The organism is Aquabacterium humicola, assembly GCF_030167915.1.
Lineage (GTDB): Bacteria > Pseudomonadota > Gammaproteobacteria > Burkholderiales > Burkholderiaceae_C > Pseudaquabacterium > Pseudaquabacterium humicola.
In genome coordinates, this window is sequence record NZ_JARGNB010000008.1 from 243230 (window position 1) to 266178 (window position 22949).

The 22949-nt window shown below is 70.8% G+C and carries 20 protein-coding genes and 1 pseudogene; 9 read left to right on the forward strand and 12 right to left on the reverse strand.

What is annotated here, in order from left to right:
* Positions 1-8: 8 nt before the first annotated feature.
* The 6 genes and pseudogenes from P1K89_RS28060 to P1K89_RS28085 all read right to left on the reverse strand — a co-directional run bounded on the left by P1K89_RS28060 (position 9) and on the right by P1K89_RS28085 (position 6115).
* Entirely contained in the window at positions 9-1463 is a 1455-nt protein-coding gene (locus P1K89_RS28060) for an aldehyde dehydrogenase (protein WP_284619919.1), read from the reverse strand.
* Positions 1464-1754: 291 nt separating this feature from the next.
* Positions 1755-2237, reverse strand: a pseudogene (locus tag P1K89_RS28065) (ABC transporter ATP-binding protein); the annotation flags it as partial.
* A 17-nt stretch (positions 2238-2254) separates the two neighbouring features.
* Positions 2255-2995, reverse strand: coding sequence for an ABC transporter ATP-binding protein (locus P1K89_RS28070; RefSeq protein ID WP_284619838.1), 741 nt, complete (start codon positions 2993-2995; stop codon positions 2255-2257).
* On the reverse strand, positions 2992-3906 hold the full coding sequence (locus P1K89_RS28075; RefSeq protein ID WP_284619839.1) for a branched-chain amino acid ABC transporter permease: 915 nt from the start codon (positions 3904-3906) through the stop codon (positions 2992-2994). The genes P1K89_RS28070 and P1K89_RS28075 overlap by 4 nt, the downstream gene beginning before the upstream one ends.
* Positions 3903-4790, reverse strand: a complete 888-nt coding sequence (locus P1K89_RS28080) for a branched-chain amino acid ABC transporter permease (protein WP_284619840.1) — start codon at positions 4788-4790, stop codon at positions 3903-3905. The genes P1K89_RS28075 and P1K89_RS28080 overlap by 4 nt, the downstream gene beginning before the upstream one ends.
* A 119-nt stretch (positions 4791-4909) precedes the next feature.
* Complete coding sequence (locus P1K89_RS28085) at positions 4910-6115, reverse strand: amino acid ABC transporter substrate-binding protein (RefSeq protein WP_284619841.1); 1206 nt, start codon at positions 6113-6115, stop codon at positions 4910-4912.
* Positions 6116-6306: 191 nt separating this feature from the next.
* On the opposite strand from P1K89_RS28085, the gene P1K89_RS28090 reads away from it, so the two are divergent.
* A complete protein-coding gene (locus tag P1K89_RS28090; protein ID WP_284619842.1) occupies positions 6307-7281 on the forward strand; it encodes an AraC-like ligand-binding domain-containing protein in 975 nt (324 codons plus the stop codon).
* Between the two features lie 66 nt (positions 7282-7347).
* Here P1K89_RS28090 and P1K89_RS28095 read toward each other — a convergent pair whose 3' ends face one another.
* The 5 genes from P1K89_RS28095 to P1K89_RS28115 form a co-directional block, all read right to left on the reverse strand.
* Positions 7348-7560: a hypothetical protein gene (locus tag P1K89_RS28095; RefSeq protein ID WP_284619843.1), complete on the reverse strand. Its 213-nt coding sequence runs from the start codon at positions 7558-7560 to the stop codon at positions 7348-7350.
* 169 nt (positions 7561-7729) lie between these two features.
* The gene (locus P1K89_RS28100) at positions 7730-9289 is read right to left on the reverse strand and encodes a malonate--CoA ligase (RefSeq protein ID WP_284619844.1); all 1560 of its coding nucleotides are present in this window, start codon (positions 9287-9289) and stop codon (positions 7730-7732) included.
* A gap of 19 nt (positions 9290-9308) precedes the next feature.
* Positions 9309-10301, reverse strand: a complete 993-nt coding sequence (locus P1K89_RS28105; RefSeq protein WP_284619845.1) for a Bug family tripartite tricarboxylate transporter substrate binding protein — start codon at positions 10299-10301, stop codon at positions 9309-9311.
* 42 nt (positions 10302-10343) lie between these two features.
* Positions 10344-11648, reverse strand: a complete 1305-nt coding sequence (locus P1K89_RS28110; protein WP_284619846.1) for a malonyl-CoA decarboxylase — start codon at positions 11646-11648, stop codon at positions 10344-10346.
* On the reverse strand, positions 11641-12339 hold the full coding sequence (locus P1K89_RS28115; RefSeq protein WP_284619847.1) for a GntR family transcriptional regulator: 699 nt from the start codon (positions 12337-12339) through the stop codon (positions 11641-11643). The genes P1K89_RS28110 and P1K89_RS28115 overlap by 8 nt, the downstream gene beginning before the upstream one ends.
* Before the next feature lie 208 nt (positions 12340-12547).
* Between P1K89_RS28115 and P1K89_RS28120 the strand changes: the two genes are divergently transcribed.
* From P1K89_RS28120 to P1K89_RS28140, 5 genes are all read left to right on the forward strand, one after another.
* Complete coding sequence (locus P1K89_RS28120; protein ID WP_284619848.1) at positions 12548-13729, forward strand: ABC transporter substrate-binding protein; 1182 nt, start codon at positions 12548-12550, stop codon at positions 13727-13729.
* A gap of 89 nt (positions 13730-13818) precedes the next feature.
* The gene (locus P1K89_RS28125; protein WP_284619849.1) at positions 13819-14877 is read left to right on the forward strand and encodes an ABC transporter ATP-binding protein; all 1059 of its coding nucleotides are present in this window, start codon (positions 13819-13821) and stop codon (positions 14875-14877) included.
* Positions 14874-15818: an ABC transporter permease gene (locus tag P1K89_RS28130; RefSeq protein ID WP_284619850.1), complete on the forward strand. Its 945-nt coding sequence runs from the start codon at positions 14874-14876 to the stop codon at positions 15816-15818. Before P1K89_RS28125 ends, P1K89_RS28130 begins: the two co-directional genes overlap by 4 nt.
* Positions 15808-16611: an ABC transporter permease gene (locus P1K89_RS28135; protein WP_284619851.1), complete on the forward strand. Its 804-nt coding sequence runs from the start codon at positions 15808-15810 to the stop codon at positions 16609-16611. Before P1K89_RS28130 ends, P1K89_RS28135 begins: the two co-directional genes overlap by 11 nt.
* A 58-nt stretch (positions 16612-16669) precedes the next feature.
* Entirely contained in the window at positions 16670-18082 is a 1413-nt protein-coding gene (locus P1K89_RS28140) for a gamma-aminobutyraldehyde dehydrogenase (protein ID WP_284619920.1), read from the forward strand.
* A 36-nt stretch (positions 18083-18118) separates the two neighbouring features.
* Here the strand turns inward: P1K89_RS28140 and P1K89_RS28145 are convergent, their stop codons facing one another.
* The gene (locus P1K89_RS28145) at positions 18119-19189 is read right to left on the reverse strand and encodes an alpha/beta fold hydrolase (protein WP_284619852.1); all 1071 of its coding nucleotides are present in this window, start codon (positions 19187-19189) and stop codon (positions 18119-18121) included.
* A 174-nt stretch (positions 19190-19363) separates the two neighbouring features.
* Between P1K89_RS28145 and P1K89_RS28150 the strand changes: the two genes are divergently transcribed.
* The 3 genes from P1K89_RS28150 to P1K89_RS28160 all read left to right on the forward strand — a co-directional run bounded on the left by P1K89_RS28150 (position 19364) and on the right by P1K89_RS28160 (position 22901).
* A complete protein-coding gene (locus P1K89_RS28150; RefSeq protein WP_284619853.1) occupies positions 19364-20854 on the forward strand; it encodes a cytochrome P450 in 1491 nt (496 codons plus the stop codon).
* A 94-nt stretch (positions 20855-20948) separates the two neighbouring features.
* Positions 20949-22541, forward strand: coding sequence for a flavin monoamine oxidase family protein (locus P1K89_RS28155; protein WP_284619854.1), 1593 nt, complete (start codon positions 20949-20951; stop codon positions 22539-22541).
* A 123-nt stretch (positions 22542-22664) separates the two neighbouring features.
* Complete coding sequence (locus P1K89_RS28160) at positions 22665-22901, forward strand: hypothetical protein (protein WP_284619855.1); 237 nt, start codon at positions 22665-22667, stop codon at positions 22899-22901.
* Positions 22902-22949: the final 48 nt, after the last annotated feature.

Here is a 22949-nt window from a genome sequence, read left to right on the forward strand (position 1 = left end):
CCGTGGCATCAGAACGGGTAGTGACGCGGGGTCGTCTGCACGGTGATCCAGCGCAGGTCGGTGAACTCGGCGATGCCCGCCGCGCCGCCGAAGCGTCCGAGCCCCGACCCCTTGACGCCGCCGAAGGGCATCTGCGCCTCGTCGTGCACCGTCGGCGCGTTGACGTGGCAGATGCCCGACTCGATGCGCCGGGCGACGTTGAACGCGCGCGCGATGTCGCGGCCGAAGACCGCGGCGGCGAGCCCGTACTCGTTGTCGTTGGCGCAGGCGATCGCGCCTTCGGTGTCGGCCACGCGCACGATGCACTTCACCGGGCCGAAGGTCTCCTCGTGGTAGATGCGCATCGCGCGCGTCACGTGGTCCAGCACGGTCGCCGGCATCAGCGTATTGGTGGCCTTGCCGCCGCACAGCAGCTTCGCGCCCTTCGCCAGCGCGTCGTCGATCAGCGCATTGCAGTGCTCGACGGTGCCCATGCCGATCACGCTGCCCAGCACCACCGGGTCCTTGCCGCGCGGGTCGCCCAGCGGCAGCGCACCGGCCTTGGCGACGAAGCGGTCGACGAAGGCATCGGCGATGCGGCGGTCGACGATCAGGCGCTCGGTGCTCATGCAGATCTGGCCCGAGTTCGCAAAGCAGCCGAAGGCGGCGGCGTTGACCGCGGCATCGAGGTCGGCGTCGTCCAGCACCACCAGCGGCGCCTTGCCGCCGAGCTCCAGCAGCACCGGCTTCAGGTACTTCGCGCAGGTCAGCGCGACGAGCTTGCCCACGCGCGTCGAGCCGGTGAAGTTCACGCGCCGCACGGCCGGTTGCGCGACGATCGCCTCGACCAGCGACGCCGCATCGGCCGGCGCGTTGGTCAGGTAATTGACGACGCCGGGCGGGAAGCCCGCGTCCTGGAAGGCCTCGGCGATCAGCCCGTGCGTGCGCGGGCAGTTCTCGCTGCCCTTGAGGATCACCGTGTTGCCGCAGGCCAGCGGCGCGGCGATCGCCCGCACGCCCAGGATGATCGGCGCGTTCCACGGCGCGATGCCCAGCACCACGCCCGCGGGCTGGCGCACCCCCATCGCCAGCGACCCCGGCACGTCGCTCGGGATCACCTCGCCGGCAATGCGCGTGGTGAGCGCGGCGGCTTCCTGCAGCATGCCCGCGGCCAGGTGCACGTTGAAGCCGGCCCACATCGCGGTGGCGCCGGTCTCGGCGGCCACCGCCTCGATGAACTGCGGCGTCTTCGCTTCCAGCGCCGCGGCGGCCTTCAGCAGCAGCGCGCGGCGCTCGCCGGGGCCGGTCTGGCTCCAGGTCTTGAAGGCTTCGGCGGCGGCGTCGACGGCCGCCAGCGCATCGGCGGTCGACGCCGCCGGCGCGCGCGACGCGATGCCACCGTCGAGCGGGTTGCGGCGCTCGAACTGGCGGCCGCCTTCGGCCTGCACGGCCAGGCCGTTGATCAGCATCGACAGGTCGGACATGGGGGTCTCCTTCGCGGGTGAAGTGGTGTTCGGTGCCGCCGCGCCCGTCGACGCGGGGGCGGAGGCGCCGAGGTAGGCCTGGCGGATGACGGTCGAGCGCGCGAGCAGCGAGGCCGGCCCGCCGGCGATCAGGCGCCCGCGTTCGAGCACGTGGCCGCGGTCGGCGACCGCCAGCGCCTTGCGCACGTTCTGCTCGACCATCAGCACGGTGGTGCCCGCATCGGCGATGCGCCGAACGATCGCCAGCAGCTCGTCGACCATCCGCGGCGCCAGGCCGAGCGAGGGCTCGTCGAGCATCAGCAGGCGCGGCGCGCTCATCAGCGCCCGTGCCACGGCCAGCATCTGCTGCTCGCCGCCGCTCATCGTGCCGGCGAGCTGGTGGCGGCGTTCGGCGAGCTTGGGGAAATCCTTCAGCGCCTGTTCGAGGCGCTTGGCACGTTCGCCCTTGTCCTTCAGCCAGCCGCCGAGCTCGAGGTTCTCGAGCACCGTCATCTGCGGGAACAGCTGGCGGCCCTCGGCGACCAGCGCGAGGCCGCGCTGCACGTTCTCCGCGGGCTGTTGCGCGGGCAGCTCGGTGCCGTCGAACTGCACGCGTCCTTCGCGCGCTATCAAGCCGGCGAGCGCCTTGAGCAGCGTGGTCTTGCCGGCGCCGTTGGGGCCGAGGATCACGGTCAGGCCGGGGCGCACGTGCAGCTGAAGGTCGCGCAGCACCTTGAAGCCGCCGTAGCCGGCGCACAGCTGCTCGATCTTCAGCTCGGCCATCGAGGTGGCCATCGGCAGGTCCGTCGTCTTCAACCGGTCACCTCGTCGCCCAGGTAGGCCTCGATGACCTCGGCATTCGAGCGCACCGCCGACGGCGTGCCATCCGCGAGCTTCTTCCCCTGGTGCAGCACCAGCACGCGCTCGACATGGCGCAGCAAGGTCGCCACCGCATGCTCGATCCACACGACGCACAGCCGCAGCTCGTCGCGCAGCCGCCGGATGAGCCGCGCCATCGCCTCGATTTCGGCTTCGGTCAGGCCGGCGGCCACTTCGTCGAGCAGCAGCAATCGCGGGCGCGTTGCGAGCGCCATGCCGATCTCGAGCAGCCGCTGCTGCGATGGCGTGATCGCGGCCGCCGGCAGCGCCGACTGCGCCTGCAGCCCGATCAGCCGCAGGATCGCCGCTTCGTCGCGCAGCGACGGCGGTCCGGAGCGACCCCGGCCCGCGAACTGCAGCCCGAAGCGCACGTTGTCGGTGACCGCCATGTCGCCGAAGACCCGCGGCGTCTGGAAGGTGCGCGCGATGCCGTGGTGCGAGAAGACGTGCGGCGCGCGCCCGGTCAGGCGGTCGCCCTGCACGATCAGTTCGCCGCCGGTCAGTGGCTGCACGCCGGAGATCGCGTTGAAGAAGGTCGTCTTGCCGGCGCCGTTGGGGCCGATGATGCCCACCAGCTCTCCTTCGCCGAAAGCGACGCTGACGTGGTCGACGGCGGTCAGGCCGCCGAAGCGCACGGTCACCGCCCTGGCTTCGAGCAAGGCCGGCGTGCTCATGCCGACCGCCTCCAGCGCAGCGACGCCAGCCCGCCCGGCAGGTACAGCACGCACAGGATCAGCAGCACGCCCAGCACCATCATGTACAGCTGCGGCAGCTGCAGGCGCAGTGTCTCCGCGAGCAGCGAGAAGACCACCGCGGCGAGCACCGGCCCCCACAGCGTGGTCGCGCCGCCGATCAGCGCGATCAGCACGGTCTGGAAGCCGATGAACGGATTGAAGACGGTGTGCGGGTCGATGTAGGTCCAGCGCACGGCCATCGCGGCGCCCGCCGCGCCGGCGAAGGCGGCCGTCAGCGCGAAGCCGGCGATCTTCACCAGCCGGGTGTTCACTCCCAGCGTCTGCGCACGCTGCTCGTCGGCGCCGATGCCGGCGAGCGCGAGGCCGAAGCGGCTCGAGCGCACGGCGATCGCCGTCACCAGGGCCGCCACCGCGATGATCAGCACCGTGACGTAGACGACGATCGGCTCGGGCACGACCGCCAGCACGCGGCCGACGGTGCCGGCCACCTGCTTCTCGCCGTAGGTCACCGCATGGCGGATCAGCTCCGTCATGCCGAAGGTCAGCACCGCGAAGTAGGTGCCGCGCAGGTGCAGCACCGCGCTGCCCATGATCGCCGCCACCCCGGCCGCGGCGGCCGCGCCGGTGAGGATCAGCAGCGGCCACGGCAGCTTGTCCAGCCCCAGCGCGCAGACGTAGGCGCCGATGCCGAAGAAGGCCGAGGTGGCGAGCGACAGGTAGCGCGTCGCGCCGCAGAAGGTCGACCAGCTCGACGCCAGCGCGGCGTACATCAGGCAGCTCAGGGCGAGCGAGGTGATGAAGTCGCCGGCATACGCCGGCAGCGCCAGCAGCCAGCCGGCGGCGCCGGCGATCAGCAGCGCATCGCGCCTCGTCGTGGGGCTCAGCGTCATTTCTTGAACAAGCCGTTGGGCCGCCACAGCAGCACGCCGATGAACACGCCGTAGGACAGCAGCATCTTCAGGCTCGGGCTGGTGAAGTGCATGCCCAGCGCCTCGACGACGCCCAGCAGCAGCCCGCCGGCCAGGCTGCCGGCCATGCTGCCGAAGCCGCCGAGCGTGATGACGATCAGCGCGGTCACCGTGTAGGGCTCGCCCATAGCCGGCGTGATCGCCTCGATCATCGACAAGAGGCAGCCGGCGACACCGGCCAGCCCCAGCCCGAGCCCGAACATCAGCGGGTGCAGCCGCTCGATCGGGATGCCCACCAGCTGCGCGCCGGTGGGCGACTGCATCAGCGCGCGCACGCCCTTGCCGAGCAGGGTCAGCCGCAGCAGCGCGATCAAGGCGCCGGAGAACAGCAGCGCCAGCGCGAACACCAGCAGCTTGTTGGCTGCGAACTGGCTGCCGCCCGAAGTGAGCGGCACCACCACCGGCATCGTCAGGAAGTCGTAGCCGCGCAGCTCGCCGCCCCACAGCAGCGACGCGAAGTTCTGCACCAGGAACATCAGGCCGAAGCCGACCATCAGGCTGCGCGCCTCGAAGATGTCGACGGTCGGCGACGTGGCGGCCAGCTTGCGGAAGCACAGCCGGTGCACGACGAGGCCCAGCGCGGCCAGCAGCACGAAGCTGACCGGCAGCATCAGCAGCGGCGACAGCCCCAGCCCGACGGTGGCGGCCCAGGTCGCATAGGCGCCCAGCATCAGGAACTCGCCGTGCGAGATGTTCATGATGCGCATCAGCCCGTACTGCAGGTTCAGCCCGAGCGCGACCAGCGCGTAGACGCCGCCCGCGATCAGGCCGGAGGCCAGCAGTTCGAGCCAGGCGCCGACGGACATCGCTCAGCTCTTGGGTTGTTGCGGAGGTTCCAAGCGAACACCGCGGAACCGGCTCTGCCGGGCCGCTGGTGTTGCCCCCTTGAGGGGGAGGCGGCCGCAGGCCGCTTCGGGGGTGGGCCTCATTTCCACGCCGGCTTGCTGGCCACCAGCGACGCCGTGGCGATGCTCTTCGGCCACACCACCTCGAACTCGCCGTTCTGCCACTGGCTCACCGCGCCCGGCGTCGCGACGTTCTCGCTGCCCTCGAAGCGGATCGGCCCCAGGATGGTCTTGTGCTCGGTCTTCGCGATGTAGTCGCGCAGCGCCTTGCGATCCAGCCCCACCTTGGCAACGCCGGCCTGCAGGATCTCCAGCGACGCCCAGCAGGCGCCCGAGGCCCAGCGGTCGGGCTCCTTGCCGGCGAACTTCTTCGTGTGCGCATCGAAGTAGGCCTTCGCGCCGGCGCTGGTCTTCGAGTTCCACGAGCCCATGCCGAGCACCCCCTCGGCGCCGGCCGGCGTCATCACGTTGCGGTAGAGCTGGAACGCGGTGCCCACCGAGGCGTAGAAGAACTTCGGGTTGAAGCCGATCTCCTTGGCCTGCTTGCTGGCGAGGATGGTGTCGGGCGGGTAGGTGAAGCCGATGAAGGCATCGGGCGCCTTGTCCTTGATGCTGCGCAGCACCGGGGCCAGGTCCTTGACACCGCCGGGGTAGCTCTTCTCCTCGACCAGGCTGATGCCGCTGCCGGCCAGCGCCACCTTCAGCGCGGCGTAGTTCTCCAGCCCGAACAGGTCGTCGACATAGATCACCGCGGCGGTCTTCGCGCCGTTGGCCTTCAGCATGTCGACCAGCGCGGTGGTCATCGGCGCCGGCTGCTGCAGCATCAGGAAGAAGTACGGCAGCTTCATCTCGATCAGCTTCTTCGACAACGCGGTCGGCGCGATGAACGGGTAGCCGAAGCGGTTGGCCAGCGGCGCGACCGCGAAGTTCGCGTTCGAGCCCCAGGGCGGCAGGATCAGGTCGACCTTGTCGCTGCCCATCAGCTTCTCGTAGCTGCGCACGCAGGTCTCGATGTCGCTGCGGTCGTCGGAGCTCACCAGCTCGATCGGCCGCTTCTTGCCCTTGACGTCGAGGCCGCCGGCGGCATTCACCTGCTCGGCCCACAGCAGGTAGTTCGGTTCCTGGCTGACCTGCGCGCCGCCGGCCCAGGGGCCCGTGCGGGCGATCGCGTAGCCGATGCGCACGGCAGGTTCCGCGGCGCGCAGCACGGCGGGAAAGGCCAGGCCGGCGGCGAGCGCGGTCGCGGCGCGGCGGCGCGACGGGTTCGAGGGATGCGATGCAGCCATGGCGTCTCCTTCGTCGGTGTGTTGACGGGACAGATCGTAGGAACGACGGTTCGTCACGTCTTGCCCGGCCATGCACGCCCGCTTGCCGTTTTGTGCACGCCGCCCCGAGCTTTCCCTAGCGGGTGACCACGGCTCGATGCGGCTTCCGATAATCCGCGCGGCTGCTGCAAGCCGTGCAGGGAGTCCACGCCATGGCCATCACCACCGCGACGATGAGCACCGACGACGTCAGTGCGCGCGACAAGCTGCCGTACTGGCGCGACTGGGTCTGGAAGCTGTTCGGCGGGCTCGATTCCGACCTCTACGGCGACACGGTGTTCGACGGCCGCATCAGCACCACGCGCGCCGGCCCGGTGGTGCTGACGCGGCTGGAATCCGGCCGCCACCGCGTGATGCGCACGCAGTCGCTGGTGCGGCGCAGCGAAGAGGGCTACCTCAAGATCGTCGCGCCGCAGCGCGGCTGCGCCGGCGTCGAGCAGTTCGGCCGCCAGGCCTGGGTCGGGCCCGGCGAATGGAGCCTCTACGACACCACCCAGACCTACGCGGTTGCCAATCCCGAGCCGGTGGAGCACCTGATCGTGATGGTGCCCAAGGCCGACCTGGCCGAGCGCGGGCTCAACCTGACGGAACTGGTCGCGCGGCCGCTGGGTGGCGGCCACGGCATCGCGCGGCTCGCGCTGCAGACCATGCGCAGCGCCTACCAGGAACTGCCGGACATGGGCGACGAGGCCGCACGCGGCGTCGGCGCGGCGATCACCCAGCTGGTGCACCTGTCGCTGCTGGACCTGGCCGGCCACGGCACCGCGCTGACGCAGCGCGAGGCGCTGCGCGACCGCATCAAGCAACTGGTCGCGCACCGGCTCGGCGATCCGTCGCTCGGCGTCGAGGACATCGCGCTCGCGCTGCGCTGCAGCCGGCGCCAGCTGTACAACGCCTTCGCCGACGAACCCGAGGGCGTGGCGGGTTATCTGCTGCGCGAGCGCCTGGAGGCGGTGCGGCGCGACCTGGCCGATCCGGCGCAGATGGGGCGATCGATCACCGACATCGCGCTGGATCGCGGCTTCAACAGCCTGCCGCATTTCAGCCGCGTTTTCGCGCAACGCTTCGGCGTGCCGCCGAGCGTGTATCGGCGGGAGGGTTACGGCCAGGCGGTGCTCGTGCGCTGACAGCGCCGCCTGGCGGCGGTGCTTGTGCGCTGATGCGCCGATCCGCCCGCCGCGTCGGCCGGCGGGTCAGTCCCGCAGCTTCTTGCCGATGATCTCGACCGTCTGGACCATGCGGTGACCGACGATCACCACCTGCTGGGCCACCTGGTCGCTGGCGCGCGCCAGCATGTGGTAGGCCCCGTCGCGACCGCCGAGATGCGTGATCCCGAGCAGCATGAGGAAGGTGATCGCGATCGCCGAGCCGACGGCGAGCGGATGCGTGTAGAAGCGCCTGAACATGGCAGCCTCCGTCGAGGGAAAGCCCCCTCTGGGGAGGACTATAGGCCTGTCATGCGCTTTGCGACAGTGCTGCGGCGCGGGCGAGCGGAAGCGGCTTTGACGCAGCGCATGGCGGCGCGCGCGTGCGCGCCGGGCACGGCGGTGGTGTCGGCGCGGTCCCTGCGTGCGCTCAGCGCGCGAACAGCCCCTGGTGCTGCTCGCGCAGCAGGTTCTTCTGCACCTTGCCCATCGCATTGCGCGGCAGCTCGGGCTCGACGAAGACCTGTTTGGGCACCTTGAAGTTGGCGATGCGGCCCTTCAGCGCGCCGACGATGGCCGCGGGATCCAAGGTCGCGCCCGGCTTGGGCACGACGACCGCGATCACGCCTTCGCCGAAGTCCGGATGCGGCAGGCCGACCACCGCCGATTCGGCGACGCCGGGCATCTCGTTGATGAAGCCCTCGATCTCGGCCGGATAGACGTTGTAGCCGCCGCTGATGATCAGGTCCTTGCTGCGGCCGACGATGCTCAGGTACCCGCGCTCGTCGAAGCGGCCGACGTCGCCGGTCTTGAACCAGCCGTCGGCGGTGAACTCTTCCTTGGTCTTCTCCGGCATGCGCCAGTAGCCGGAGAAGACGTTCGGGCCGGTGACCTCGATGCCGCCGATCTCGCCCGTGGGCAGCGTCGCACCGGGCTTGGCGGGATCCGCGATGCGCACGCTGACGCCCGGCAGCGGGAAGCCCACGGTGCCGGCGCGGCGCTCGCCCTCGACCGCGTGGTACGGGTTCGAGCTCAGCATCACCGTCTCGCTCATGCCGTAGCGCTCGAGGATGGTGTGGCCGGTGCGTTCGCGCCACGCGTCGAAGGTCTCGGGCAGCAGCGGTGCCGAACCGGCGATGAACAGGCGCATCGAGCGGCAGACCTCGCGGTTCAGCCGCTCGTCGGCCAGCATGCGCACATACAGCGTCGGCACGCCCATGAACACCGTGGCCTCGGGCAGCCGGCTGATCACCGCCGCCGGGTCGAAGCGGTTGAACCAGATCATCCGGCTGCCGTTGAGCAGCGCGCCGTGCGAGGCGACGAAGAGGCCGTGCACATGGAAGATCGGCAGCGCGTGGATCAGCACGTCGCCTGGTTTCCAGCCCCAGTAGGCCTGCAGGGTGCGCGCGTTCGACAGCAGGTTGCCGTGGCTCAGCATCGCCCCCTTGCTGCGCCCGGTGGTGCCGCTGGTGTAGAGGATCGCCGCCAGCTCGTCGGCCTGCCGGTCCACCGGCTTGTGCTGGTCGCTGCAGTGCGATGCCCGTTCGAGCAGGCTGCCCGAGCGGTCGTCGCCCAGCGTGAAGACATGGCTGACGCCGGCCTTGAAGGCGATGCGGCTGACCCACGCGAAGTTCTTCGGCGTGCACACCACCACCGCCGGCTCGGCGTTGCCGATGAAGTACTCGATCTCGGCCGCCTGGTAGGCGGTGTTCAGCGGCAGGAAGACATGGCCGGCGCGCAGCACCGCCAGGTACAGCATCAGCGCCTCGACGCTCTTGTCGACCTGCACCGCGATGCGCGTGCTCGCGGGCAGGTCCAGCCCCTTCAGCAGGTTGGCGAGCATCGCGGTGCCGCGCTCCAGGTCGCGCCAGGTGTAGTGCGCCGGCGTGAAGGGCTGGCCGGCGGGGCCGTCGGCCGTCTCGATCGCCACCGTGTCGAGGTCGGCGGGGAACGCGGCGCGCAGCGCCGAGAAGAGGTTCTGGTCGTTCATGTCGTGGTGCCGCTGGATCTCAGTCGAGTTTCGCGCCGGAGCTCTTCACGACTTCATGCCAGCGCTTGACCTCGCTGGAGACGAACTTGCCGAAGTCCGGTCCCCAGCTGTTCGGCGGGTTCGCGCCCAGGCCGGCCCAGGTGGCCTTCAGCTCGTCGGAGTTCAGCGCCTTCTTCATCTCGGCGATCATCGCGTCGACCGCCTCCTTCGGCGTGTTCTTCGGCGCCCACAGGCCGTACCAGGTCGCGACCTGGTAGGTCGGCACGCCGCCCTCGGCCGCGGTGGGCAGGTCCGGGAAGCCGGGCGCGCGCTTGTCCGACGCGACCGCGATCGCCTTGATGCGGCCGCCCTTGATGTGGCTGGCCGACGAGCCCAGGCCGTCGAACATCATGTCGACCTGGCCGGCGATCAGGTCCTGCAGCGCCGGGCCGGCGCCGCGGTACGGGATGTGGGTGACGAAGGTCTTGGTCTGCAGCTTGAACAGCTCGCCGGCCAGGTGGTGCGAGGTGCCGTTGCCGGCCGAGCCGTAGTTGACCTTGCCGGGGTTCTTGCGCAGGTGCTCCAGCAGGCCCTTCAGGTCGTTGACCGGCAGCCGCTGCGGATGCACGACGATCACCTGCGGCACGCTGGCGATCAGGCCCACCGGCACGAAGTCGGTCTCCAGCTGGTAGTCGAGCTTCGGGTACATCGACGGGGCGATCGCGTGGTGGACCGCGCCCATGAAGAAGGTGTAGCCGTCGGGCGCCGCGCGCGACGCGAGGCTGGCGCCCACCGTGCCGCCGGCGCCGCCCTTGTTGTCGATGATGAACTGCTTGCCGGCGTTCTTCGACATCATCGCGAACAGCGGCCGCGCGAAGGCGTCGGTGCCGCCGCCGGCGGGGAAGGGCACGACGATGGTCACCGGCTTGACCGGCCAGGCCTGCGCGAGCGCGGAGCCCATCGGCAGCGCGGCCAGGCTGGCAGCAGCGGCGGCGCACAACAGATGGCGACGGGCGGAAGATCGAGCAGTCATGGTGTCTCCGTTGTGAAGTGTTGTCGGGAACGTAAGGGGCCGTCAGAGCAGTGATCCGACGGCGCGGGAATGCACGACGCGGCCATGCACGAAGCGGTCGTGGCAGGTCTCGATGCGGGCCAGGTCGTAGAGGTAGTTGACCATCAGGCCGGCGGATTGTTTCAAGCCCTTGGCCGACAGGTTGGCGCGCGGGTTCAGGCGCTCCAGCCGCGCGCCGTTGTCGAGGTGGAAGCGCGCCACCGGATCGCCCTGCGGCAGGGGCGAGGCATGCACCAGGTAGTGCGCGGCCAGCGTCATCAGCGCGGCCTGGCCGTCGTCGTTCAGCGCGTCGAGGCCGGCCGTGGTGGTGATCGCATGCAGGTCGTCGCCGGCGGCGGCGCGCAGCGCGGCCAGCGTCTGCGCGGCGGCCGCGGCCGCCGGCGCGGGCAGTGCGGCAAACGTGTCCTTGGACTTCTGCAGCCAGGCCATCAGGCCGGGAATCGGCGACAGCGTGCAGAAGGTCTTCAGCTGCGGCAGCTCGCGCTTGAGCTCATCGGCGACGCGCTTGATCAGGAAGTTGCCCAGCGACACGCCGCGCAGGCCCGGCTGGCAGTTGCTGATCGAATAGAAGACCGCCACCTTGAACTGCGAAGGCTCCAGCGGCGCCGACTTCTTGTCGATCAGCGGCGCCACCGCCGCGGCCATCTCCGGCACCAGCGCCACCTCGACGAAGATCAGCGGCTCGTCCGGCAGCTGCGGATGGAAGAACGCGAAGCAGCGGCGATCGGGCTGCAGGCGGCGGCGCAGGTCGTCCCAGCCGTCGATCTCGTGCACCGCCTCGTGCCGGATGATCTGCTCCAGCAGCTGCGCCGGCGAGTTCCAGTCCACCCGCTTCATCTGCAGGAAGCCCGGGTTGAACCAGCTCGACAGCAGGTGCAGCAAGTCGTTCTCGACGCTGGCCAGCGCGCGCTGCTTCGGTAGGCGCTCGAGCAGCGCGCGGCGCAGCCGCACGATCGCGCGCGTGCCGCCCGGCGCGCGGTTCAGGCGCCGGAACAGCTCCTGGCGCGGCGGCTCGGCGGCCTGCGTCAGCTGCAGCAGGCGCTGCGGATCGGTCGGCGTCTGCGCATAGGCCTGCGCCGCGGCGAGCACCTGCTGCACGTCGGGGCCGAAGTCCTGGGCCAGGTGCTCGAAGAAGCCCAGGCGCTGCTCGTCGGTCAGGTGGTCGAGCTCGCCGACGATGTCCGTGGCGATGGCCGGGCTGTTGGCCTCGCCGCGCTCGGAGAGCAGGCGCCGGCAGTCGCCGAGCAGCGCGCGCACCGCACGTTCGCTCTGCACGCGCCGCGCGGCGGTTCGCAGTTGTTCAAGCATGCTCTTTGCGTCCCTTTCGTGGCCGAGCCTGCTCGCTGCGTTGCAGCGCCTTCAGGGCGGCGAGCTGCGCCATCAGGTGGTCGTGCATCGCGCGCTCGGCGCGTGCGGCGTCGCGCTGCTCGATGGCGTCGAGCAGCACGCGGTGTTCGTTCAGCGAGGCGGCCAGGCGTCCGTCGAGCTTGAGCTGGCGGCCGCGCCACAGCCGCATGAAGCGCCGCAGGTCGCCGGCGACGCGGTCCAGCCAGCGGTTCGCGGCCAGGCGCTGCACGGTGGAGTGGAAATCGTGGTTGGCGCGGTAATAACCGTCGATGTCCCCGGCCGCGGCATGGCGCTCGAGCGCCTCGTGCAGCCGGCGCAGGTGCAGCAGATCGTCATCGGTGGCGCGCTCGGTGGCTTCGAGCGCGCAGCGGCCCTCGAGCATCGCCATCACCGGGAACAGCTGCTCGGCATCGGCATCGGTCAGCTCGATCACGCGGCAGCCGCGCCGCGGCACCAGCTCGACGAGGCCCTCGGCCGCCAGCACCTTCAGCGCCTCGCGCAGCGGCGTGCGGCTGATCTGCCAGGCCGCCGCGAGCTTGAGCTCGTCGATGTACTCGCCCGGGGCCAGCTCGCGCTCGAAGACCATCGTGCGCAGCCGGGCGGCGACGCCGTCGTGCAGCGAGGTGCCGCGCAGGGGGACCGGTTCGACCATGCGGCGCACTGTAATCCTGTAATTACGTGATGACAAGAAAACTTCTGCGCATCGAGGGGCGCGAATCGGCGGCCAGTCGTTCTGATTCCGCTAGGGCTTACCCCAGGTATCTCGAAAAGAGAGAGCTCGCCGGCGTTCGATTGCATTTCACAGGGGCCCGGCCCGCGCCGGAAGATCCGCGCCTCGCGCCACCAGCCGGAGAACGCTCATGCGCCGATCCCAGATCCCGTCGCTCCTCCCTTCGTTCCTTGCCGCCGCGGCCCTGGCCGCCTTCGCCTCGCACGCCGTCGCCCAGAAAGGCATGCTGCAGAAGCTGGGCAAGGGGGAGGGCAAGGTCGACATCGTCGCCTGGCCGGGCTACATCGAACGCGGCCAGACCGACAAGGCCTTCGACTGGGTCACCGGCTTCGAGCAGAAGACCGGCTGCAAGGTCAACGTGAAGACCGCCGGCACCTCCGACGAGATGGTCGCGCTGATGAACGAGGGCGGCTTCGACCTCGTCACCGCGTCGGGCGACGCGTCGACCCGCCTGATCCGCGGCAAGAAGGTGCAGCCGATCAACACCGCCCTGATCCCGAGCTACAAGAACATCGATCCGCGGCTGCAGAAGGCGCCCTGGCACTACGAGAACAACACGCACTACGGCGTGCCCTACCAGTGGGGCTGGAACGTGCTGATGTACAACACGACGGTCTTCAAGGACAAGGCGCCGACCTCGTGGAGCGTCGTCTTCGAGGAGCAGAACCTGCCCGACGGCAAGAGCAACAAGGGCCGCGTGCAGGCCTTCGACGGGCCGATCTACATCGCCGACGCGGCGCTGTACCTGAAGGCCAAGAAGCCAGAGCTCGGCATCAAGGACCCCTACGAGCTGACCGAGGCGCAGTACAAGGCCGCGCTCGAGCTGCTGCGCGGGCAGCGCAAGATCGTCGGCAAGTACTGGCACGACGCCTTCGTGCAGATCGACGACTTCACCAACGAGGGTGTCGTCGCTTCGTCGAGCTGGCAGTTCCAGGCCAACATCCTCGGCTCGAAGAAGCGGCCGATCGCCACCGTGGTGCCGGTCGAGGGCGCCACCGGCTGGGCCGACTCGACGATGCTGCATGCCGACGCGAAGAACCCCAACTGCGCCTACATGTGGCTGGAGCACTCGCTGAACCCGAAGCTGCAGGGCGACCTCTCGGCCTGGTTCGGCTCGGTGCCCTCGGTGCCCGCGGCCTGCAAGGGCAATGCGCTGCTCGGCGACGAGGGCTGCAAGCGCCAGGGCTACGAGTCCTTCGACAAGATCTCGTTCTGGCGCACGCCGGTGACGCAGTGCGCCTCGCAGGGCAACCAGTGCGTGCCGTACCACAAGTGGGTGTCGGACTACATCGCGATCCTCGGTGGCCGTTGAGGATCTGGTGACGTCCAAAGTGAGCGCCAAGCGGGCCGAGCGCCGGGCCGCCCCAAGCCGGCCCGCATCCCCTCGGGCGAGGGGCGGACATGTCTGAGGCGGTCCGGCTCGAGGGCGTGCACTGCGTCTTCGGCAGCGGCCCGCGCGCGGTGCGTGCGGTCGACGGCGTCGACCTTGCCATCGCGCCGGGCGAGTTCTTCACGCTGCTCGGGCCCTCGGGCTCGGGCAAGACGACGGTGCTGCGCATGATCGGCGGCTTCACGCTGCCCACCGCCGGCCGCATCCTGATCGGCGGCGCCGAGGTCACGCTGCAGCCGCCGTATGCGCGCCCGGTCAACACCGTCTTCCAGGACTACGCGCTGTTCCCGCACATGTCGATCGCCGACAACGTGGCCTACGGGCTGATGGTGCGCGGCATCGGCAAGACCGAGCGCCGAAAGCAGGCCAACGAGATGCTGGCGCTGGTGCAGCTCGACGGCGTCGGCGAGCGCCGGCCGGCGCAGCTGTCCGGCGGGCAGCGCCAGCGCGTGGCGCTGGCGCGCGCCCTGATCAACCGGCCGCAGCTGCTGCTGCTCGACGAGCCGCTGGGCGCGCTGGACCTGAAGCTGCGCGAGCAGATGCAGACCGAGCTCAAGGCGCTGCAGCGCCGGCTGGGCATCACCTTCGTCTTCGTGACGCACGACCAGCACGAGGCGCTGTCGATGAGCGACCGCATCGGCGTGTTCCACCGCGGCCGGCTCGAACAGGTGGGCACGCCGCAGGTGATCTACGACCGGCCGGCGACGCCCTTCGTCGCGCGCTTCGTCGGCGCCGCCAACGTGCTCGACGGCGACGCCGCCCGCCGGCTCACCGGCTGCGCCAGCGCGATGCTGCGGCCCGAGCGCATCCGCACCGGCGCGTCCGCCGGGGCCCGCGCCGGCGGGCCGGTGATCGAGGTGCAGTACTTCGGCGCCTTCACCCGGGTGAAGGTCGACACCGGCATCGCGGTGCTGCAGGCCGACCTGCCGCCGGGCACGCCGGTACCCGAGGCCGGCACGCTGGTGCACCTGCACTGGGATGCGGCGGCGGTGCACGCGCTGGGCGATGAGCCGCCCGCCGTGTCCAGCGCGGCCCAGGGGGCCCCCGCGCCGCTGGGAGCCGCCGCGTGAACCTGGCGATGGCGCTGCCCGCGCCGGCGCCCTCGCTGCGCCGCCGGCTCTCGGACCTGCTCTACACCCGCCGCGGCCTGCTGCTGCTGGCGCTGCTGGCGCCGCCGCTGCTGTGGTTCGGCGTGGTCTACGTCGGTGCGCTGCTGACGCTGCTGGCCAACGCCTTCTTCTCGCTGGACGACTTCACCGGCCAGGTGGTGAAGGAGCCGACGCTGAAGAACTTCCGCGAGCTGCTGGACGGCGCGAACCTCGACGTCGCGCTGCGCACCGTGGCGATGGCCACCGCGGTCACCGCGGCGAGCATCGTGCTGGCCTTCCCCCTGGCGTATTACATGGCGCGCCATGCGCGCGGCGCGACCAAGGCCGCGCTGTACCTCGCGGTGATGCTGCCGCTGTGGTCGAGCTACCTGGTGCGCCTGTATGCCTGGAAGCTGCTGCTGGCCAAGGAAGGCGCGGTGTCGTGGCTGGCGGCGCAGGTGCACATGACCTGGGCGCTCGAGGCGCTGCTGTCGCTGCCGGGCATCGGCGGGCAATCGCTGAGCTTCTCGACGCTCGGCACTTTCATCGTCTTCGTCTACATGTGGCTGCCGTTCATGGTGCTGCCGATCCAGGCCTCGATCGAGCGCATTCCCGGCTCGCTGATCGAAGCCTCGGGCGACCTCGGCGCGCCGCCGTCGACGACGCTGAAGCGGGTGATCCTGCCGCTCGCTTTGCCGGGTATCGCCGCGGGGTCCATCTTCACCTTCTCGCTGACCTTGGGCGACTACATCGTGCCGCAGGTCATCGGCGACTCGACGATGTACATCGGGCAGGTCGTCTACCTGCAGCAGGGCACCGCCGGCAACGTGCCGTTCGCGGCCGCCTTCTCGCTCGTCCCGATCCTGGTGATCGGCGCGTACCTGTGGTTCGCGCGCCGGCTGGGAGCCTTCGATGCGCTCTGATCCGACGAAGGCACCGTGGGCGCTCAAGGCCAGCGCCTGGGGCGTGATCGCCTTCCTGCACGTGCCGCTGGCGCTGATCATCCTGTACGCCTTCAGCGCCGAGGACAAGAGCTACGTCTTTCCGCCGCCGGAGCTGACCACGCGCTGGTTCGCGGTGGCCTGGGCGCGCGAGGACGTCTGGGCGGCCATTCGCCTGAGCTTCGAGGTGGCCGCATGGTCCACCGCGATCGCGCTGCTGCTGGGCACGCTGGCCGCCGCGGCGCTGGCGCGCGCGGATTTCTTCGGCCGCGACAGCATCTCGCTGCTGCTGGTGCTGCCGATCGCGCTGCCCGGCATCATCACCGGCATCGCGCTGCGCTCGGCCTACGGCACGCTGCAGATCCCGTTCTCGTTCTGGACCATCGTGATCGGCCACGCGACCTTCTGCGTCGTCGTGATCTACAACAACGCGGTGGCGCGGCTGCGGCGCCTGAACCCCAACCTGATCGAAGCGTCGATGGACCTCGGCGCCGACGGCTTCCAGACGCTGCGCCACATCGTGCTGCCGCAGCTCGGCTCGGCGCTGCTGGCCGGCGCGCTGCTGGCCTTCGCGCTGAGCTTCGACGAGGTCATCGTCACCACCTTCACCGCCGGGCAGCAGACCACGCTGCCGATCTGGATGCTGCAGGAGCTGATCCGCCCGCGCCAGCGGCCGGTGACCAACGTGGTCGCGGTGGTGATCATCGCGCTGACCTTCCTGCCCATCCTCGCCGCCTATTGGCTGACCCGTTCCGACGAACCGGGCGCCCGCTGACCCGACCTCACTCCCGCCCCTGGAGACCACCATGCCCGAGCTCACCCTGCCCACCCAGCTGCTGATCGACGGCGCCTTCGTCACTGGCGAGGGCGAGGCCGAGCGTGTGCTGAACCCGGCCACCGGCGAGCTGCTGGCCGCCGTGCCCGAAGCTTCGACCGAGCAGGTGCACAAGGCCGTGTCGGCCGCGCACCGCGCCTTCGACGGCTGGCGCGACACCACGCCGATGGAGCGCTCGAAGCTGCTGCTGAAGCTCGCCGACGCGATCGAGGCGCGGGCCGAGGACTTCGCGCGCCTGGAATCGCTGAACTGCGGCAAGCCCTACGCCCGCGCGCTGGGCGACGAGATCCCGGCCATCGTCGACTGCTACCGCTACTTCGCCGGCGCCGCGCGCTGCGTCGGCGGGACGGTGGCCAACGAGTACCTCGCCGGCCACACCAGCATGATCCGACGCGATCCGGTCGGGGTGGTCGGCTCGATCGCGCCGTGGAACTACCCGCTGATGATGGCGGCATGGAAGACCGCACCCGCGCTGGCCGCCGGCAACACCGTGGTCTTGAAGCCCAGCGAGCAGACGCCGCTCACCGCGCTGCTGCTGGCGCAGATCGCCGCCGAGATCTTCCCGAAGGGCGTGATCAACATCCTCACCGGCCGCGGCGCCTCGGTCGGCCAGCCGCTGGTCGAACATGCGAAGGTGGCGATGGTCTCGCTGACCGGCGACGTCTCCACCGGCCGCAAGATCCTGCAGGCCGCCAGCACCAGCCTGAAGCGCACGCACCTCGAGCTCGGCGGCAAGGCGCCGGTGATCGTCTTCGACGACGCCGACCTCGCATCGGTCGTCGAGGGCCTGAAGGTCTTCGGCTACTACAACGCCGGCCAGGACTGCACCGCGGCCTGCCGCATCTATGCCGGCGCCAAGGTGCACGACAAGCTGGTGGCCGACCTGACCAGCGCGGTCAAGGGCATCAAGGTCGGCCTGCAGGACGACCCCGACGCCGAGATCGGCCCGCTGATCAGCGACCGCCAGCGCGCGCGTGTCGCGAGCTTCGTCGAGCGTGCGCAGATGACCGGCCACATGGAGGTCACCACCGGCGGCAAGCTGCGCGCGGGCGCCGGCTTCTTCTACGAGCCGACGGTGATCGCCGGGGCGCGCCAGGACGACGAGATCGTCAAGCGCGAGGTCTTCGGCCCGGTGGTCAGCATCACCCGCTTCAGCGATGCCGAGCAGGCCATCGCCTGGGCCAACGACAGCGACTACGGCCTCGCGTCGTCGGTGTGGACGCAGGACGTCGGCCGCGCGATGAAGGTGGCCCGCGCGCTGCAGTACGGCTGCACCTGGATCAACACGCACTTCATGCTGGTCAACGAGATGCCGCACGGCGGCATGAAGTCGAGCGGCTATGGCAAGGACATGAGCATGTACGCGCTGGAGGACTACACCGTCGCGCGCCACGTCATGGTCAAGCTCTGACGGCGGCGGGCCGCGGCGCCGCGGCCCCGCGGGGCGTCAGCCGGTCCCGAATCCGGCCTCGCGCGCCCGCACGATCGCCTGCGCGCGCGTCTCGACGGCCAGCCGGTCGAAGATGGCGGAGACCTGGTTGCGCACGGTTTTCTCCGACAGCGTCAGGCGTGCCGCGATCTGCGCGTTGTCGAAGCCGCGCGCGATCAGTTCGAGCAGCTCGCGCTGGCGCGCCGACAGCGCGGGGAACGCGTCGACCAGCGCACCGGCGGGCCGGCCGAGGAACTCGCCCACCGCGTCCAGCCACAGCCGCCAACCCTCCTCGTGCTCCAGCAGCAGGTGGTTGCCGCTGTCCAGCGGCAGGAAGGCCGCGCCGGGGATCGCGCTGGCGAGCAGCCGGCCCTCGGCGAACGGCACGCGCATGTCGTGCCGGCTGTGCGACACCAGCGCCGGGCAGCGCACCTGCGGCAGCAGCGGCGTGACGTCGATGGTGTTGAACGCGCGCATGAACTGCGCGGCGTTCTGCGGCGAGGTCGACAGCCGTTCCATCTCGTTGAACCAGCGGTGCTGCTCGGTCGTGCCGCCGGGGATGAACTGCGTGGTGAAGAACTGCCGGAACGCCGCATCGTCCTTGCCCCAGCCGATTTCGGCCAGGTGGCACATCGTCTCGGCCTCGTCGCGCTGCTCGGGCGAGGTGCTGCGCACCAGCCGGCCGCGCGCATAGCCGCCGTGCAGCACCAGGCGGATCACCCGCTCGGGGTGGCGCACCGCGTAGGCGATGGCCACGGCCGCGCCCTGCGAGATGCCCAGCAGCGCAAAACGTTCCGCGCCGACCGCCTCCACCACCGTCTCCAGGTCGCGCACCCAGCTCTCGAAGGTCAGCTCGGGCACCAGCCAGTCCGACAGCCCGCAGCCGCGCTCGTCGTAGCGGATGAAGCGGCTGCGCTCCGACAGCGCGCGCAGCAGGTGGCGCCAGACCGGGCTCTCCCAGTCGTGCTCGAGGTGGCTCAGCCAGGTGGCCGCCTTGATCAGGCACGGCGTGCCCTGGCCGCTGATCGCGTAGGCCAGCCGCACGCCGTCGACGGCCTGGGCGAAGCGGATCTGCTGGGCGGCGCGCATCGAAGCATCCTAAGTCGGTGTGCAAAGTCGGGACAAGCGTCCTGCGTCCGTCCGTCGAGGGACCCGCGGCCGCGCCGGATCGGGACATTGCGCCCATGACGGCCCGCGGCGCCACGCCGACGATGCGTGCACCGCGGCCGCCGTGCCGCTCCTGCTTGACCCGAAGGATCGACGATGAACCCGAGCCTGTCCCTGCCCCGCACCGCGCCGCGCACGCTGCACGACCTGCCCAGCCCGCCCGCGCTGCCGCTGATCGGCCACCTGCACCGCCTGGATCCCACCCGCATGCATCTGCAGCTCGAGGCCTGGGCGCGCGAGTTCGGCGGCGCCTACCGCCTGCGGCTGGCCAACCGCGACGTGCTGGTGTTCGACGACCCCGAGCTCGCGCATGCCGTGCTGCGCGACCGGCCGAAGACGATCAGCCGCGCCGGCATGATCCGGCCCATCTTCGCGGAGCTCGGCATCGACGGCGTCTTCGCCGCCGAGGGCGACGACTGGCTGCCGCAGCGGCGGCTGATCATGCAGTCGCTCAACGTCACGCACTTCCGCAGCTTCTTCCCGACGATCCAGCGCATCACCGCCCGCCTGCTGCGGCGCTGGCAGCGGGCCGCCGAACGCGGCGAGGTGCTCGAGATGACGCAGGAACTGATCCGCTACACGGTGGACGTGACCAGCGCGCTGTCGTTCGGCGAGGACCCGAACACCATCGAGCAGCCCGGCAACGTGATCCAGGATCACCTGGCGTCGATCTTCCCCGCGATCATGAAGCGCACGATGATGCCGTTCCCGCTGTGGCACTGGCTGAAGCTGCCCGCCGATCGGCGCCTGGACCGCGACCTGAAGGTGGTGCATGCCTATGCGCATGAGCGCATCGCCCGCGCCCGCGAGCGGCTGCGCGACGATCCGGCCGAGGGCCCGCGCAACGCGCTCGAGGCGATGCTGCTCGAGGTCGACCGCCCCGGCAGCGGCTTCGACGACCGCAGCGTCGTCGCCAACGTGCTGACGCTGCTGCTCGGTGGCGAGGACACCACCGCGCACAGCCTCGCCTGGACCCTGCTGTACCTCGCGCAGGACCCGGCGCTGCAGCGCCGCCTGCATGCCCAGGCCTGCCTGGCGCTGGGCGACGATGCGGTGTGCGCCGCGCACGAGCAGGTGCGCGAGCTCGATGCGTTCGAGGCGCTGGCCACCGAGGCGATGCGGCTGAGGCCGGTGGTCGCCTTTTTGGGGCTGGAGGCGCGCGAGCCGACCGAGGTGGGCGGCATCCACCTGCCGGTCGGCACGCGGCTGTTCTTCCTCAACCGGCCCGCGCAGGTCGACGAACGGCGTTTTGCCCGGCCGCAGGTCTACGATCCCTCGCGCTGGTCGCGCGCGGTGGCGCCGGCCGACGGCGCGCACGATGCGCGCGCCTTCCTGCAGTTCGGCGCGGGTCCGCGCGTCTGCCCGGGGCGGCATCTGGCGGGGGTCGAGATGCGCCTGGTGCTGTCGATGCTGTTGAAGCACTTCGAGGTCGAGCTCGCCTGCCGTCCCGACGAGATCGAGGAACTGCTGCACTTCACGCTGACGCCGAGCCGCATGCCGGTGCGGCTGCGCTTGCGCCGGAACGCCGCGCCGGCGCCGCGCGCGGCCGCCAAGCCGGCGCGGTCCTGCCCGTTCGGGCACGGCTGACGGCGCACGCGGGGCCCCGGGCCCTCCGGCGGGGGGTGTGCCGCCGGGGCGGCGTCGACTAGCATGCGACGCACCGCCACTCGACGACCACGCCATGAGCCGCAGCGCCGCATTCCGCTTCCTGGCCCGCTGTGCCGCGACCGCCGCCTGGTGCGACCGCACCGGCCAGCCCGAGGCCGAAGCCGTCGCGCAGCGGCGCGAAGCATCGCGGCAGCGGCGGCGCCTGCTGCAGGGCGCGGCCGGTGGCGCGGCGCTGATGACGCTCGGTGCGCCGTTCGCGCGCGCGCAGTCGGCGCCGGCCGATGTCGCGATCGTCGGCGCCGGCTTCGCCGGCCTCTACGCCGCGACCGTGCTGGCGTCCAAGGGCATCGGCGCGCAGCTGTACGAAGCCGGCACGCGCAGCGGCGGCCGCGTCTGGTCGCTGCGCAACCACTTCCCCGGCCAGGTGGTCGAACGTGGCGCGGAGTTGATCGACACCACGCACAGCACTGTGCGCGGCCTGGCCAATGCGTTCGGCCTGACGCTGGAAAGCCACGAGAAGCAGCCTGGCGAGGAGTTCTTCTTCTTCATGGGCCGGCAGTGGAGTGAAGCCGAGGTGGTGGCGGAATACCGTGCATTCAGCGCGGCCATGAACGACGACCTGAAGCGCCTGTCCGGCGGGCCGACCGCCGACAGCCACAACGCCTACGACGCCGAGCTCGACCGCCTGCCGCTGTCGGACTACCTCGACTCACGCGGCGCCGGGCCGCTGCTGCGTCGGGTGATGGACACCGCCTACACCATCGAGTTCGGCCGCGAGATTCACCGCCAGAGCAGCCTGGCGCTGCTGTTCTTCGCGCAGGCCAACAAGCGCAGCCACTTCACGCCCTTCGGCAACTTCAGCGACGAGCGCTTCCACATCGTCGAAGGCAACGACGCGATCGCCACCGGCCTGGAGCGCGCCCTGCCGCGGGCCGTGGCCTACGGCCATCAACTGCTGCGCGTCGGCCGGCTCGCCGACGGGCGGCTGAAGCTCGCCTTCGCGCAGGGCAACAAGACCGTCGAGCGGGTGCACGCCGCCGCCATCCTCGCGCTGCCGGCGCCGATGATGCGGCTGGTCGAGTTCGAGGCCGGCGTCGGGCTCGCGGCGCACAGCCGCAGCGCGATCGCCGGGCTCGACTACGGCACCAACAGCAAGATGATGATCGGCTTCCGCGCACGGCCGTGGCTGGAGCGGCAGCACTGCAACGGCGGCAGCTACAGCGACCTGCCGAACCACCAGAACACCTGGGAGACCTCGCCCGAGACGGCGCTGGTCGGCCAGCGCGGCGTGATCACCGACTACTCCGGCGGCGAGCGCGGCGCGCGCCTCGACCCGGCCAGGCTGCAGACCGAAGCCACGGCCTTCCTCGGTGACCTGGAACGCATCTGGCCCGGCTGCGGGGCCTTCGTGCGGCGCGATGCGCAGGGCCGGGCGATCGCGCACCTGGAGAACTGGTCGCGCAACCCGCTCTTCCGCGGTGCCTACACCAACAACCAGCCCGGCTACTTCACGACGCTCGAAGGCCAGTGCGCCAAGCCCGGCGCGCCCGGCCTGTGGTTCGCCGGCGAGCACACCGATTCGTTCTACAGCTATCAGGGCTTCATGGAAGGCGCGCTGCTGTCCGGGGCGCGCGCGGCGGACCAGGTCTGGCGGGCGCTGCGCTGACCGGCCGGGCCGCCGCCACCGCCGCAGTGCACTAGCGCACAGCGGCGTCGTGCCATTGTGGGACGACCGGCGCGGCGAAGCGCGAGACGATGGGCACCAATCCCCCACGTCACAAGCGCTGCCATGACCCCCACCCTCGATCAGCCGTCGCCGCCGGCTTCCGCGGCGTTCTGCGACGCCACCGTGACCTCCATCGAGGAAGCCGCGACGACGCTGACCCGTGCCTCCTGGCAGCGCGGCGTGCCGCTGAACCGCGATGCGGTGTGCTGGCTGCTGGGGCGCGGCTGCGCGGCACCGCGGCCGCCGGCCGAGGCGCTGCGCCCGGCCCTCGACGACACCACGCAGGCCCCGCCCCGCTGAGCGGCGGTCGCCGGGCTTTGCGCTAGCCTCTCGCCCTTCGACAAGATG